General features: G+C 47.1%; 13 protein-coding genes and 1 other annotated feature. Of the genes, 11 read left to right on the forward strand and 2 right to left on the reverse strand.

The window, feature by feature from the left end; all coding sequences use genetic code 11:
* The first annotated feature begins 24 nt into the window (after positions 1 to 24).
* The 3 genes from AC0J5I_RS07240 to AC0J5I_RS07250 all read left to right on the forward strand — a co-directional run bounded on the left by AC0J5I_RS07240 (position 25) and on the right by AC0J5I_RS07250 (position 4,141).
* Positions 25 to 1,548, forward strand: coding sequence for an MFS transporter (locus tag AC0J5I_RS07240; RefSeq protein ID WP_475305266.1), 1,524 nt, complete (start codon positions 25 to 27; stop codon positions 1,546 to 1,548).
* Between the two features lie 250 nt (positions 1,549 to 1,798).
* Positions 1,799 to 3,274, forward strand: coding sequence for an MFS transporter (locus AC0J5I_RS07245; protein ID WP_475305270.1), 1,476 nt, complete (start codon positions 1,799 to 1,801; stop codon positions 3,272 to 3,274).
* A 12-nt stretch (positions 3,275 to 3,286) separates the two neighbouring features.
* Positions 3,287 to 4,141 (forward strand): creatininase family protein, encoded by an 855-nt coding sequence (locus tag AC0J5I_RS07250; protein ID WP_475305273.1) that lies wholly within the window; start codon positions 3,287 to 3,289, stop codon positions 4,139 to 4,141.
* 137 nt (positions 4,142 to 4,278) lie between these two features.
* Here the strand turns inward: AC0J5I_RS07250 and AC0J5I_RS07255 are convergent, their stop codons facing one another.
* Entirely contained in the window at positions 4,279 to 4,611 is a 333-nt protein-coding gene (locus tag AC0J5I_RS07255) for an iron-sulfur cluster biosynthesis family protein (RefSeq protein WP_475305276.1), read from the reverse strand.
* Positions 4,612 to 5,126: 515 nt separating this feature from the next.
* On the opposite strand from AC0J5I_RS07255, the gene AC0J5I_RS07260 reads away from it, so the two are divergent.
* Both AC0J5I_RS07260 and AC0J5I_RS07265 read left to right on the forward strand, forming a co-directional pair.
* Entirely contained in the window at positions 5,127 to 6,407 is a 1,281-nt protein-coding gene (locus AC0J5I_RS07260) for an O-acetylhomoserine aminocarboxypropyltransferase/cysteine synthase family protein (protein WP_107994803.1), read from the forward strand.
* Positions 6,408 to 6,727: 320 nt separating this feature from the next.
* Entirely contained in the window at positions 6,728 to 7,954 is a 1,227-nt protein-coding gene (locus tag AC0J5I_RS07265) for an MFS transporter (protein WP_475305280.1), read from the forward strand.
* Between the two features lie 109 nt (positions 7,955 to 8,063).
* On the opposite strand, the gene AC0J5I_RS07270 is transcribed toward AC0J5I_RS07265, so the two are convergent.
* Positions 8,064 to 8,582 (reverse strand): DNA-deoxyinosine glycosylase, encoded by a 519-nt coding sequence (locus tag AC0J5I_RS07270; protein WP_475305282.1) that lies wholly within the window; start codon positions 8,580 to 8,582, stop codon positions 8,064 to 8,066.
* A gap of 161 nt (positions 8,583 to 8,743) precedes the next feature.
* Positions 8,744 to 8,986, forward strand: a binding site (T-box leader).
* Between the two features lie 51 nt (positions 8,987 to 9,037).
* On the opposite strand from AC0J5I_RS07270, the gene trpD reads away from it, so the two are divergent.
* From trpD to gpmA, 6 genes are all read left to right on the forward strand, one after another.
* Positions 9,038 to 10,105 carry an anthranilate phosphoribosyltransferase gene (trpD, locus tag AC0J5I_RS07275; protein WP_234402542.1) on the forward strand — a complete coding sequence of 356 codons (1,068 nt, stop codon included), beginning with the start codon at positions 9,038 to 9,040 and terminating at the stop codon, positions 10,103 to 10,105.
* Positions 10,102 to 10,884, forward strand: coding sequence for an indole-3-glycerol phosphate synthase TrpC (gene trpC, locus AC0J5I_RS07280; protein WP_475305285.1), 783 nt, complete (start codon positions 10,102 to 10,104; stop codon positions 10,882 to 10,884). The genes trpD and trpC overlap by 4 nt, the downstream gene beginning before the upstream one ends.
* Entirely contained in the window at positions 10,884 to 11,495 is a 612-nt protein-coding gene (locus AC0J5I_RS07285; protein WP_475305288.1) for a phosphoribosylanthranilate isomerase, read from the forward strand. The genes trpC and AC0J5I_RS07285 overlap by 1 nt, the downstream gene beginning before the upstream one ends.
* Entirely contained in the window at positions 11,492 to 12,673 is a 1,182-nt protein-coding gene (trpB, locus tag AC0J5I_RS07290; protein WP_475305292.1) for a tryptophan synthase subunit beta, read from the forward strand. Before AC0J5I_RS07285 ends, trpB begins: the two co-directional genes overlap by 4 nt.
* Positions 12,666 to 13,442 (forward strand): tryptophan synthase subunit alpha, encoded by a 777-nt coding sequence (gene trpA / locus AC0J5I_RS07295; protein ID WP_475305295.1) that lies wholly within the window; start codon positions 12,666 to 12,668, stop codon positions 13,440 to 13,442. The genes trpB and trpA overlap by 8 nt, the downstream gene beginning before the upstream one ends.
* A gap of 74 nt (positions 13,443 to 13,516) precedes the next feature.
* On the forward strand, positions 13,517 to 14,203 hold the full coding sequence (gpmA, locus tag AC0J5I_RS07300) for a 2,3-diphosphoglycerate-dependent phosphoglycerate mutase (RefSeq protein WP_107994809.1): 687 nt from the start codon (positions 13,517 to 13,519) through the stop codon (positions 14,201 to 14,203).
* The last annotated feature ends 31 nt before the right edge of the window (positions 14,204 to 14,234 follow it).

A 14,234-nucleotide genomic window follows, 5' to 3' on the forward strand; every position in this document is an offset into this window, starting at 1 on the left:
TTTCATGATATGGAGGGGATTTTTATGTCAAAAAATGATTCAATGATTCAAGGGGAAACGAAACTCAATCGCGCCAAACTATGGCAGATCGTTTTATTCACTTTGAATAACTCATCAACAAATATTTATATGTTCGCTTTTGGGTTTGTCACCTATTATTCAACGGGTCTTGTTGGTTTAGCCGCACTATTCGTAAGCCAAATTATGGGGTACATCCGTATCTTTGATGGGGTTATTGACCCGGCTATCGGCGTTTTGATCGATAAGACAGACACTAAATTCGGCAAATATCGTCCCATCATGGTTCTAGGTAACATTATTACTGTTATTTCATTCTTGATATTATTTAATATTCATAGCCTGGGCGGTGGAATGAAAATTCCAATTTTCCTACTTTCGTTAGTCGTGCATAAAATCGGTTATTCCTTGCAAGCGACGGTTACAAAAGCCGGTCAAGCAGCATTGACAAGCGATCCAAAACAACGTCCCATCTTCAATATTGTTGATGGTTGGGTAACGACTTTATTGTTTACTGGTGGTCAAATTGTTGTCGCAAACTTCTTGGTGCCAAAATATGGCGGTTTTACTCCGGAATTCTTCAAAGTGTTTATCCCAGGAGTTATGGTCATCTCAGCTATCCTCGGAATTTTGGCAGTTATCGGTATTGCAGAAAAAGACAACAAACAATACTTTGGTATTGGTGAAAAAACGACTAAAACATCATTTAAAGATTACTGGGAAATTGTCAAAGGTAACAAACCTTTGCAAATGTTAACCATGGCAGCAGCTTTTGTGAAGTTCAATTCAGCAATGTTCGGTGACCAAATTGTGTTGATGATCCTGTTCGGTATCATCTTTGGTAACTTCGGTCTATCCGGAACGATCTCTTTAGTGCTGATTTTGCCTAACCTTATGTTCACTACTTTTGCAGCAACCATTGCTCAAAAAAGAGGCTTGCGTTACTCATATGTTCGTTATTTGCAAGGTGGCGTTATTTCATTAATTCTATTAGGCGGCTTGCTTTTCTTTGCGAACCCAGGTGATTTGAGCTTCTCTAACCCATCCTTATGGACAGTTGCCTTCGTAATCATTTTTGCTTGCGCGAAAGGATTTACATCCACACCAACAGGCTTGGCCTTGACGATGGCAGCGGATGTCTCCGACTACGAAACAAGTGTTTCGGGACGTTATGTTTCCGGAATGTTGAGCACCATGTTCTCATTGACCGACTCAGTCGCATCCTCATTCGCGCCAATGTCAATTGGTTGGGTCTTGGCCGCTGTAGGTTTTGCAAAAGTATTTCCAACGGCTGACACGCCACTTTCGCCACAATTGCGCATGGCTGGTATTGTATTGCTTGCAGCTTTGCCTTTAGTCGGTACACTGATTGCTCTAGCGTTTATGAAATTCTACCCATTGAATAAAGAAACAATGGAAGGCATTCAAATAAAAATTGCAGAAATGAAACAGGGTGATCCAAGTGATCATGATAATGGAGCAGAAATACCTCAAGCAATCCCTAATACAATCCCTGCAATGAATGACTAAGCTATGACTTTTCATTCTTGAGCATGAGGAAAATAATAATGTTAGCGATTTCGTAGATAGTCAACCTAAACTAAACAGCAAAAATAGCTCTATCATGTAGCCCGAGAAGATGATGACGATAAACTATCGGGGTCATCTTCTCTTATTTAATAATATGGTGCTTAGCGGGAGAATTAGCTGATTTGAAAAATATAAATTTAACTTATATAGAATAGTTCAACCAGGAATATAGAGAAAAGAGGAATATCTTATGGCAGAAGAAAAAGCTGTTACGCAGCAAAATCCAGCAAACGATATGAAAAGTACCTTAACCCTGAAGCATAGATTGGGTTATGGTGCCGGAGATGCCGGTGGGGTTGTTACCCTTGTGTTAATCGGAACGTTTATGAACCGGTATATTACAAACATATTGGGAGTATCATTTGCAACTCTATCTATACTGTTGCTCGTCTGGAATATTTGGGATATGGTCAATGACCCAATGATGGGTACTTTTATGGATAAGTCTTTCTCCAAGGCCAGTGGCAAAAAAGATAAGTTCCGTCCTTGGATGTTACGCTCTATCCCTTTAATTGTTATCGGTCTTATTGCATTCTTCTCTGTACCATCAATGTTTGAAGGAACCACGCGTTTGGTAGCTATTTTTCTATTAAAAATTATTTACGAATTAGGTTACACCATGATGAATATTGCCATGGGATCAGTTCTTGGGGTAATGGCCTTAAATGATAAAGAGAGAACTACTTTATCTTCAGCTCGTGGTATGGGATCAACACTTGGTGGTCTGATTGGTTCAATGGCTATACCGGTGATTCTTGCGCGTTTAGGAGAAAATACAACAGGTTATATGGTTTCAGGTATCTTCGCAGCTGTATTAGGGGGGTTACTTATCTTCTTCCACTATTGGGGAACTGAAGAACGGAATGTTGCAGCAAAACTTGCCGCAGAAGAGCAAGCAGAACCAACAAAATTCACAGATATTTTTATTACATTAGCTAAAAATAAAGCTTTCTTGTCACTTTGCTTACACTCAATTGTGATTGTATTTGGTCAAAACCTATTCAGTGCAACTCTTCCTTATATTTACGGTGATGTATTTGGTGATCTGGGCTTAATGGCATATGCTTCTGCGATCGGTATGGGTTTACCAGTAGTACTATTGCTTATCGCTCCGTATTTGGTAACATTATTTGGATCTACTGTTAAGTTAATCCGTACGTATTTATTACTAAGCATCGTTATCTTTGTTGGTTTATACGTTTGGAAATTAGTGGGTGACTTATCACCTTTCTTCTACATGATTTTTGCCAGCTTAGGGATTGCCTTCATGATGATGTCCGTTCAACTTCAATGGGGTCTTGTTTCAGAATCTATTGACTACAACGAATACATCACAGGAAAACGTTCAGAGGGTTCAATCTATGGGAACTTCTCACTAACAAGACGTGTCGGACAAATGTTGGCTCAATCACTTGTTGTCTTGATGATTGGTTGGATTGGCTATAGCCAACAGGCCGCTCAAACTGGACAAGCACAATCAGCTGAAACTGTTGAAGGGCTTGTACTATTGAATCTTATTGGCCCAGCAATTTGTGCGTTATTATCATGGGCTTCATTCAAATTTATTTGGAATATTACCGATGAAACACGTATGGAGATGACAACAGCTCGTCAAGCAAGACTCGATGAATTTGCTAAGACTCATGATGAACCACAAGATAAATAGCGGGGTACACTTATGAAATTAAGAAGTCACTTATTAAATGCTTTAATTAATGATGAAGTGGAGGCTTACTTAAAGGGGAACGATGTCATCATCGTGCCTTTTGGACCAACCGAACTCCATGGGGGCCTACCCTTAGATTGCGAAACAATATTGGCTGAGGGGATTGCCTTATTGATGGCAGAAAGGACAAACTCACTTGTCCTTCCGCATGTGCCTTACATTTATTCAGGGGCAACCGCCTCAGGTAAGGGAACCATCCAATTAACCGTTAGGGAAAGTGCTGATATGTTGCAAGGTCTGGCACATTCCTTACTGCGATCAGGCTTCAAAAAGCAAATCTATATTAGCCTGCACGGCCCAGCCCATATCTCAATTAATCCGGTTGTTCGTGATTTCTTTGATGAAACAGGGATCGCTATTCTCTATATTGACGGCATGATAACAGCCCAGAAATCCGGTGTCTTTTCAGAACCGAAAGAGATGATGCTTCATTTAGATAAGATGATTCTTGGGGCTTATAAGTTACGTAAGCGTTTGGATGATATATTGCTGACTTCTGAATATGCAGAGCCGGTAACCCAGACACCATCAGTTTTTGGTAAACTAAGTGCCCAAGCCTTTCAATCTGGAGCAACAGGTTACTATTTCAAGGAACATTCAGACCATATGGCAACCTCTGCTATACCTGATATTGAAACGCGAGACCGCATGGCAGAAGAGGGACTAGTACTGCTTAATAAGATGGTGGATGCAATTGATTTTCCAACTTTACTTAAGGAAATGGCGATTCAAGAAGATTATCTTGAAGAGGTTTACAATCGTTACCCGCATGTTCCAGCTGCCTACAATCGACACAAAAACAGTTAAATAGTTTCACAAACTGCTCTCCGTAATGTGGGGCAGTTTTTTTTGATTTAAATTTATCCAAAAAATTCCCGGCGAAATCATGCTTCGCCGGGAATTGCTGCCAGAAGGAATGGACACTTTATCTGTTGCCGCTTTTCTCAATCTTTCAACTTCATATTTTTGTAGTTCATGTGCGGGTTCAACAGTCCACGGTTGCTTTTCAGGACGAAAGAAAAACTGCTGTCGTTGAAATCGATGGTGTTGTCCTCGTCCAGTTGCTGCAGGCTGTCCTTGGTGGCTTTGACCGCGCCGAAGTTGGTGTCCAGAACAGTGTCGTAATTCTGATTTTCCGTATCATACGCTCGGATCGTGAACATGCTGCTGTCCGGTCCGCCGCAGCCGTAGATGGTACTCATGTACAAAGAGAGTTGCTCGGTCATCCCCAATTTTTCCAACCGTTGCATGGCATTTTCTGTGAATGTCAATTTCATTTTTTCTCACCTCTTGCACTAATTATAGAGCATGCCCCCGCGAAACAAAGCGAATATGCTCATCCCGATAAAAATGTTTGACAAGGTTAGAAACAGATGTTATATTTAATTAAATTTTAATAGAAGAGCGATGAAGAGAAGAGTACCTTTCGATTGTCATTCCAGAGAGCCCCGGTAGGTGAAAAGGGGTATGATAAAAAAAAGCGAAGATGGTCTCGGAGCAAAGCAATGCAGATAGTGTTGCTTCGGTTTGTGCACGATAAAGCACAAGAGTATAACAAGCGGGAGCTTGCGTACTTTTTAAGGTATGGATCGCGAGGTCCCTACGAACATGGGTGGTAACACGAAGAGCTTTCGTCCCTGTATTTCAATCAGTTGGAATATAGGGACGAGGGCTTTTTTGCTTTTTGCAATATCAGAGTAACGAACAGAAGCAACCTCGGCTAATCGGAAATGACCCAGAAGAGCAACTGCCATGCAAGAATAGACCGAAAACCAGAAGGGAAAGATGACAAATGACAGAGAAAAATTACAGTTTTGAAACGTTGCAAGTACATGCAGGCCAAGTGCCGGACCCCGTTACCGGAGCCCGTGCGGTGCCGATCTACCAAACTACCGCTTTCGTCTTCGACAGCGCGGAACAGGCTGCGGGCCGCTTCGCTTTGACGGATGCCGGAAATGTCTACACCCGTTTGACGAACCCTACAACCGCAGTCGTGGATGCGCGGGTTGCAGCGCTTGAAGGGGGCACATCCGCAGTTACAGTCGCTTCAGGCTCGGCGGCTATCACGTACGCTATCCTGAACGTAGCGAATGCGGGAGATGAAATCGTGGCAGCCAGCACGCTCTACGGCGGAACCTACAATCTTTTCAGTGCGACTTTGCCTAATTTGGGCATCAAAACAACTTTCGTTGATCCTGAAGATGGAGCTAACTTCGAAGCTGCCATCACGGAAAAGACAAAAGCCATCTTCATCGAATCGATTGGAAACCCGAGCACGAACCTGATCGATATCGAAAAAGTCGCCGAAATCGCGCATAACCATGGCATCATCTTGATCGTGGACAACACATTCGGTACGCCATACCTGATCCGTCCTTTCGAATTCGGCGCCGATGTTGTGGTCCACTCCGCTACGAAATTCTTGGGCGGACACGGCACAACAATGGGCGGAGTCGTCATCGAATCCGGTAAATTTGATTTCGCTGCCAGCGGAAGATACCCTGGATTCACGACGCCGGATGCGCATTACAACGGGTTGGTCTATACGGATCTGGGACCGGGGGCATTCACGACCAAAATCCGCGTGCAATTGCTGCGTGACACGGGAGCCTGTATCGGACCAATCGATTCTTTCCTGTTGCTGCAAGGAATCGAAACTTTGTCATTGCGCGTCGAACGCCATGTCGAAAATACCCGCAAAGTTGTTGCATATTTGGCGAACCACCCGAAAGTGTCCTGGGTGAATTATCCGGAACTGCCTGATAGCAAATACAAGGCTCTTGCCGACAAATACTTCCCTAAAGGAGCCGGTTCGATCTTCACTTTCGGCATCGAGGGCGGCAAACAAGCCGGCATCGAGTGGATCGATAAGTTGGAATTGTTCTCGTTGCTTGCGAACGTTGCCGACGCAAAATCATTGGTCATCCACCCAGCCAGCACGACCCACGCGCAATTGAGCGACGAAGATCTTATAGCTGCCGGCGTTTCCGGGGACATGATCCGCCTGTCCATCGGGATCGAAAATGCCAATGACATCATCGCCGATCTGGAACAAGCTTTCGAACAAATCTAACAAAATGGAGGTGCAGCCTGATTTTCAAGGCTGCACCTCCATTTTGTACATTATTTGCTGACCAAATGACGGAATGATATACTGTTTCTAGTTATGATTAAGAAGAGAGGCGAGCGGTCATGAGCGCGAAATTGAGAATTTTTTTGACCTTGATGCATGGTATTTTTTCCGATGCGGCAATTCAAGGGGTAGAGTTTGCCCAAAAATCAAAAAAATTCAAACAACAATACGCTTCTTGCTGCTTATCCTGAACAAAGAGATAAGTCCGGCTATGGGGCCTCTCATAGCTTTTTTTGTGCAAGAAAAGAAGGGACTTTCAAATGGAAAATCACACATCATTACATAAAAATATTTCTCTGGCGAAAAAATATGCTTTCATCCAATACTTTGGCATCACCTCATTATGGCTCCTTTACCTGAGTTCATTCAAAGGGATGACCTTGGTGCAGATTGGATTTCTGGAGGCTATCTTCCATATAACGAGTTTTGTTTTCGAAGTGCCATCAGGTGCTTTGGCGGACCGTTTTGGCTACAAAAAAATCCTGTTGTTCGGGAAAGTGATGGCCATCATCAGCTCGATCGGGATGATTTATGGCCAGAGCTTCTCGCACTTTGCGGTTGCTTTCGCGTTTTCGGCGCTTTCCTACAATTTCAACTCTGGGACCTACGATGCTCTGGTCTTTGAAAGCATGAAAGGACTGGACGAGGAAAGCGGCTATCTGGACAAGCTGGCCCACATCAATTTTCTGATCGAGATCAGTGCCCAAAGCGGCGTGATCCTTGCCGGGATTTTAGCTGACACTTATTTTCAAGCCGTATATCTGGTTAATATCATGCTCTGCTTGCTGAATATGTTCCTGATTTACCGCATGGTAGAACCAATCAAGCGACTGGATCCGCAGTCGGATGAAACAGTCGGATTATCCAAAAAAGTGGGGCAGTCCTACACCCGGATTCTGGGGAATGCTTGGCAGTTGCTGAAGCAGCATAAAGAGCTTCGGGGCTGGATACTGTTTTTTGCTTTGCTGGACAGCTTTGCAGCGACTTATTATTTCTATTTCCAGAACTACCTGTCAGTGCTGGGTTACAATGGTAAAGCTACGAGCTTCTATCTGTTTGCGGCCGCCCTATTTGGCATCTTTGGAGCAAAATTTTCTCCATCCATCGAGCAGAAACTCCGTAAAAACCGCATTCCTTATGTCTTTCCGGTAGTTGTTGCGTTATCGTTGCTATTGTCATCTTTGGGGAATCAGCTGCTGATTTTTGTCGGATTTGTGCTTTCGATCATTTTTTCCGCGGTGTCGCCGACAATCGCGAGCGCCTACATCAATCAGTTGATCCCTTCCGAAGAACGGGCGACGCTTTTGAGTGCGAACAGCATGGCCTATAGCCTCTGCATGATCATCCTTTTCCCGGTGATTGGAGGCGTCATTGACCTGTTGGATTTTCAGATCGCCTATTTGACGATGGGACTATCGATCTTGGTTGTGGGAGGAACTTTCGCTGTAGTCGCAAAAAAACGATATTACCGAAAATCAGCGGATTGAGTAAGATGAAGAAGGAGGCTGTCTCTCGAGGCAGCCTTTTTGCATGGTAATTGAGCTGTGGATGTCCGATTCATCAGCGATATCGGATATCTTCCGACTTTCGTCTTCATCAAAGATACTCCTCCAACACCGACCAAGCCTCCAGTTTTTCCGGCAACGTTTTGACATGTTTGCCGCGCATGGGGCTGGTCGAAGGGAGCGGAAGGTAGGCCAAGCCGGATTCCTCATCCAGACCGAAGTGCTTTTTGTAGCTGCGGTGAGCTTTTCCGCCGTTGAAGGCGATGGCCTTGATCTGGGGATGTTCGCGCAGAAGAGTCTTCAGGTCATTGGGATATTCCTCTTTGATGGCCGAATCGAGGCTGCCTTCCCGGTAACAGGAGTGGATGACATCCCAGAGGGCGACATGATGCTCTTTCAGCAGCGATAGGCGGTCTTCGTAGGTCACCGGATCCTCTTCCCCGATCTGGGAGAAAATGATTATCCAGAAATGGTTCCTCGGGTTCCCGTAGTAGTGCTGTGCTTCCAGCGACTTCGCGCCGGGCAGCGATCCCAGAATCAGAACCTTGGCATGCGGATCGATAACGGGTGCCATCGAGTAAAGTTTGTCGGATTGTTTCAGTCGGAACACATCCTTTCAAAGTTATTGTGTATCCATTTTACCAAAATCGCGCCGGAGCAGGAAACATTCGAGCTTGCCAAATTTTTTGAATAAAACAGTTGACGGAAGGTTAGCGATGCGTTAAAATAATCCCAACATTAAGAAATCGTTAGAAAAATCATTTCCATCTAATTAAACCGATAATCAAGAGAAGTAAGCATCATACCTTGTTTCCAGAGAGTCGCCGCCAGTGAGAGTGCGATAGCGAAGGGGATGCCGAATGGACTTGAGAGGGTTGCCTTGAAAAGAGTAGGGGCAAACGGGGAACCTGATCCGTTAACAGACAGGCACATATGTTGGTATGTGAACGAGTGGGCGATTCATTTCGTCAATTTGGGTGGTATCGCAGGAGAATAAAAGCTCTTGTCCCTTTAAAGGGGGGACAAGGGCTTTTTTTGTACACAAAAAATGATGAGGTGAATGAAATGCTAGAGATAAAAGAGACGAAACTGACCGAAGAAATTCTCCCGCAAGACAGCATGAAAGCCGCTATCGATAAACTGGTGAAAAAAGAAGAACTTTCCCCGCAATTGACGAAGACCATCATGCACCAGATCATGAGCGGTCAAGCCAGTCCGGTCCAGATCGCATCTTATCTGACTGCTATGCGGATGAAAGGCGAGACGGCCGGCGAAATCAGTGCTTCCGCTGAAGTGATGCGGGATTTTTCAAATAAGGTGCGGACTAAGACTACGGCATTGGACATCGTCGGAACCGGCGGCGATCAAGCATTCACCTTCAACATCTCAACCGTCTCTTCCTTTGTCATCGCAGCCGCAGGGATTCCGGTGGCGAAACACGGCAACCGCAGCTCCTCAAGCAAATGTGGCAGCGCGGATGTGCTGGAAGAATTAGGTGTGAACATCGAAGCCAGCGCGCAACACAGCGAAACGATGCTGGAAGAAATCGGGATGTGCTTCATGTACGCCCAAAAATACCATCCATCGATGAAGCATGCGGCACCCGTCAGGAAAGAAATGGGTGTCCGGACGATCTTCAACGTTCTGGGGCCATTGGCGAACCCGGCCAACGCGAACATGCAATTGCTCGGCGTGTATGATGTCGCACTGGTGGACACGATGGCTGAAGTGCTGAACCAATTGCAGATGGAACGGGCGCTTGTGTTCGGCGGAAATGACGGATTGGATGAAATCACATTGACCACAACATCGGAAGTCGCTGAGCTCCGCGACGGCAAGATAACCCACTTCACGTTCGATCCGAAAGACTATGGTTTCGAGTACTGCACGAACGAAGATCTGGTGGGCGGGGAACCCGCTGAGAATGCGGCCATCGCCTTGGCTATCTTGAGCGGCGAAAAAGGGCCGAAGCGCGACACGGTGTTATTGAACGCCGGCATGGCCATCTATCTTGCTAATGACGACTATACGATCGCTGACGGCATCAAGCGCGCAGCCGAACTCATCGACAGCGGAGCGGCTCTGGCGAAATTAAAGCAATTCATCACTGCATCACAGGAGGCGACGAAATGATATTGGATGACATCATAGCAGCGACAAAGATACGCGTGGAAAAAGCCAAACAGGCCATCCCTTTGGAAGAAATGAAGCAAGCCGCTTTGGCATTGCCGATCAATCAGGGTTTCCCCTTCGAAAAGGCGCTGACCGGTGAAGGGGTCCGCTTCATCTGCGAATGCAAGAAGGCGTCCCCTTCGAAAGGCGTGATTGTGGAGGACTTCCCATACTTAGAAATCGCCAAAGCCTACGAAGAAGCGGGGGCATCCGCAATTTCGGTATTGACGGAGCCCGATTTTTTCAAAGGCGAAAACCGATTCCTGACGGAAATAAAACAGGCAGTATCGCTTCCAATCATACGCAAAGATTTTATCATCGATGCTTATCAGATTTATGAGGCGAAAGTCATCGGCGCGGATGCCGTGCTGTTGATCGCGACTATCCTGAACGAGGACGAGTTGGATGACTTCCAGCGTTTGGCTCGCGAACTGGGGCTTTCGGCGTTGGTTGAGGCCCACACCGAAGAAGAACTGCTGAAGGCTCTACGGACCCACCCGAAAATGATCGGCGTCAACAACAGGGACTTGAAGACCTTCAAGGTGGACATCCAGCAGTCCATCAGGCTCCGCGCACTGGTGTCGGATGACATTATCTTTGTGGCCGAAAGCGGCATCTCGGAAAGACAGCAAGTTATCGAATTGGAAGAGGGCAATGTCGACGCCATCCTGATCGGCGAAACGATGATGATCTCGCCGGATAAAAAAGGCATGCTGGACCGCCTACGGGGGATCGGCTGATGGTCAAGGTGAAAATTTGCGGCCTGAAACGAGTTGAGGATGCTGAAATGCTGAATGAGCTCCGCCCGGATTTTGTAGGCTTCATTTTCGCCCCCAGCAAGCGGCAGATTTCACTGGAGCAGGCGCTGAAAATCAGGGCAGCTTTGAAGGACGCCATTCCGGCGGTCGGCGTCTTCGTCAACGAACCAATCGAAAACATCGTTGCTATCGTGGAAAGCCGGGCGATCCAGATCGTGCAGCTCCATGGCGATGAGAATAACGCCTATATCGAGCAACTGGGTAAGCGGATCACACTTCCGATCATCAAAGCTGTCGCGGTCAAGGACGCCTCTGATGTCAAGAAGGAGTACGCTTCCGATATCCTCCTCTATGATACATACCAAAGAGGCGTGGCAGGTGGGACCGGAAAGACATTCAACTGGGACTTGCTGAAGGAAGCAACGCACCCATTCTTCTTGGCGGGCGGCCTGCATGCGGGGAACCTCGAAGCGGCCATCCAAAAGGTGCAGCCATACGCAGTGGACATCTCGAGCGGTGTCGAAACAGACGGCGTGAAGGATTTTGAAAAAATTAGAGCAGTAATGGAAATCATTGGGAGGTCAATAATATGAAAAGTTATTTTGGTGCACACGGGGGACAGTTCATTCCCGAAACCTTGATGAACGCTTGCTTGGAACTTACGGAAGATTTTTTCCGATTCAGTGAGGATCCGGAATTCAAAAAAGAATTGAACGATCTGTTGGACAACTACGCAGGCAGGCCATCCCGCCTTTATTTCGCGGAAAAGATGACAAAGAACCTCGGTGGAGCGAAAGTCTACCTGAAACGAGAAGACCTGAACCATACGGGCTCGCATAAGATCAACAATGCGCTCGGACAAGTGTTATTGGCCAAAAAGATGGGCAAGAAGCGGATCATCGCGGAGACCGGCGCCGGCCAACATGGCGTGGCAACCGCCACAGCAGCTGCGCTTTTGGATATGGAGTGCGTCGTCTACATGGGCGAAGAGGATACCCAGCGTCAAGCTTTGAATGTGTTCCGGATGGAATTATTGGGCACGAAAGTGATTCCCGTGACGAGCGGCACCGCCACCCTTAAGGACGCGGTCAACGAAGCGATGAAGGATTGGGCTTCCACGTTTGAAGAGTCGCATTACTGCATCGGGTCGGTTATGGGGCCGCATCCATTCCCGACCATGGTCCGCGATTTCCAAAAGATCATCGGGGAAGAGACCAAAGCCCAGATGGCCGAGGCGGAAGGCAAGCTGCCGGATGTCGTGATGGCTTGCGTCGGCGGCGGTTCGAATGCGATCGGGACCTTCTATGACTTCATCGGCGACGAGAGCGTGCGGCTGATCGGCTGCGAAGCTGCCGGCAGAGGAATCCACACGCAAGACACGGCTGCGACAATCGCGACCGGTACGCCGGGCATTTTCCATGGTATGAAATCCTATTTCTGCCAGGATGATTACGGCCAGATTGCACCCGTATATTCGATATCGGCGGGCCTGGACTATCCGGGGATTGGGCCTGAGCATGCGGATCTCTATGACCGCGGCCGCGCCGAGTACGTTTCGGTAACGGATGACGAGGCTGTCGCAGCCTTTGAATACCTGGCGCGGATGGAAGGAATCATCCCGGCTATCGAAAGTTCACATGCAATCGCGCATGCCATGGTTTTGGCGCCGACGTTGGATCCGGAAAAGATCATCGTCATCTGTCTGTCGGGCCGTGGGGACAAGGACGTCGCCGCAATCGCTAGATACAAGGGAGTGGACATTCATGAATAAAATTACAGCGGCCTTCAAGCACAAGGCATTCATCCCTTTCATGACGGCTGGGGATCCAGACCTGGAAACCACGAAGGAACTGATCAGGGAAATCGTTGCGAATGGAGCAGACATTGTTGAAATTGGCATCCCGTTCTCCGATCCGGTTGCGGAAGGTCCTGCCATCCAAAAAGCGGATGAGCGGGCTTTAGCGAACGGCATCAATACGGATGACATTTTCCAGATGGTTGCTGAGTTGCGCACCGAAATCGACACACCTTTCGTCTTTATGACCTACATCAACCCTGTTTTCGTCTACGGCATCGATAAATTCATGGCACGCTGCAAAGAGACAGGCGTAGATGGCATCATCATCCCAGACGTTCCGTTCGAAGAGAAGGGCTTCATCCAGAAATCCTGCCGGGAACATGGCATCACTTACATTTCCATGGTGGCACCTTCTTCTGCTGAACGGATTGCCATGATCGCTAAAGAAGCGGAAGGTTTCCTGTATGTCGTTTCTTCCTTAGGTGTCACCGGCGTCCGTAGCGATATCACCACCGATATTGGCAGTATCCTCGATGAAATCCGCAAAATCAGTGACATCCCTTGCGCCATCGGCTTCGGGATTTCCAACGCGCAACAAGCGAAAGCGATGAGTGAAATAGGGGATGGCGTCATCATCGGTTCCGCAATCATCAACATCATGGAAAAATACGGGAAAGATTCGCCCAAACCGGTCGGAGCCTTCGTGGCGGAAATGGTGGAAGCCATCCGCGGCGGTAACTGAAGTCCTTATACGTGAATCGTACTGCCTGTAGCAGTATAATGAAAGAAAATTACAGGCAGAAAGTGGTGACGGTGATGAGGAAAATCATTTTGATTCGTCATGGTGCAAGCGAGTGGAATTTACTGAACTTGTTTACGGGCTGGACAGATGTCGACTTGAGTGAACAGGGTGTCACGGAAGCGAGAGAAGCCGGCCGGAAACTCAAGGAAGCCGGGATTGAATTTGATATGGCGTTCACGTCCGTGCTGCAGCGAGCGATCAAAACCTGCCATATTATTCTGGATGAAATGGATCAATTATGGATACCGGAAGTGAAAAGCTGGCGGCTCAATGAACGGCACTATGGCGATCTGCAGGGGCTGAACAAACAGGAAACAGCTGAAAAATACGGAGAAGACCAAGTTCTGAAATGGCGACGCTCCTATAATACGTTGCCGCCGTTGATGGATCCTGATAATCCGCTGTCGCCGGTCAAGGATCGCCGCTACGCCAACCTGCAGAAACGGGTCATTCCGATGGGAGAAAATTTGGAGACCACGTTGGACCGTGTCATTCCATTTTGGGAAGATCAAATCGCTCCGGCGGTATTGGACCGTAAGACGATTTTAGTGGCGGCCCACGGGAACTCCTTGCGGGCTTTGATCAAGTACCTCGAAGAAATACCCGATGATGAGATCATGGCCTTGGAAATACCTACAGGGCAGCCGTTGGTCTATGAATTGAATGATGACTTGACGATCATCAGAAAATACTATCTATAATAATAGATGCGGCTGGGGTTCCGATTCCCGG

Source organism: Trichococcus sp. TS_SC_9 (assembly GCF_056156325.1).

Coding starts and splice junctions, on each gene's coding strand:
- trpD (WP_234402542.1), top strand. CDS start 9,038: ATGCTAGAGATAAAAGAGACGAAACTGACCGAAGAAATTCTCCCGCAA.
- gpmA (WP_107994809.1), top strand. CDS start 13,517: ATGAGGAAAATCATTTTGATTCGTCATGGTGCAAGCGAGTGGAATTTA.
- AC0J5I_RS07240 (WP_475305266.1), top strand. CDS start 25: ATGTCAAAAAATGATTCAATGATTCAAGGGGAAACGAAACTCAATCGC.
- AC0J5I_RS07285 (WP_475305288.1), top strand. CDS start 10,884: ATGGTCAAGGTGAAAATTTGCGGCCTGAAACGAGTTGAGGATGCTGAA.
- trpB (WP_475305292.1), top strand. CDS start 11,492: ATGAAAAGTTATTTTGGTGCACACGGGGGACAGTTCATTCCCGAAACC.
- AC0J5I_RS07245 (WP_475305270.1), top strand. CDS start 1,799: ATGGCAGAAGAAAAAGCTGTTACGCAGCAAAATCCAGCAAACGATATG.
- AC0J5I_RS07250 (WP_475305273.1), top strand. CDS start 3,287: ATGAAATTAAGAAGTCACTTATTAAATGCTTTAATTAATGATGAAGTG.
- AC0J5I_RS07265 (WP_475305280.1), top strand. CDS start 6,728: ATGGAAAATCACACATCATTACATAAAAATATTTCTCTGGCGAAAAAA.
- trpA (WP_475305295.1), top strand. CDS start 12,666: ATGAATAAAATTACAGCGGCCTTCAAGCACAAGGCATTCATCCCTTTC.
- AC0J5I_RS07260 (WP_107994803.1), top strand. CDS start 5,127: ATGACAGAGAAAAATTACAGTTTTGAAACGTTGCAAGTACATGCAGGC.
- trpC (WP_475305285.1), top strand. CDS start 10,102: ATGATATTGGATGACATCATAGCAGCGACAAAGATACGCGTGGAAAAA.
- AC0J5I_RS07255 (WP_475305276.1), bottom strand. CDS start 4,611: ATGAAATTGACATTCACAGAAAATGCCATGCAACGGTTGGAAAAATTG.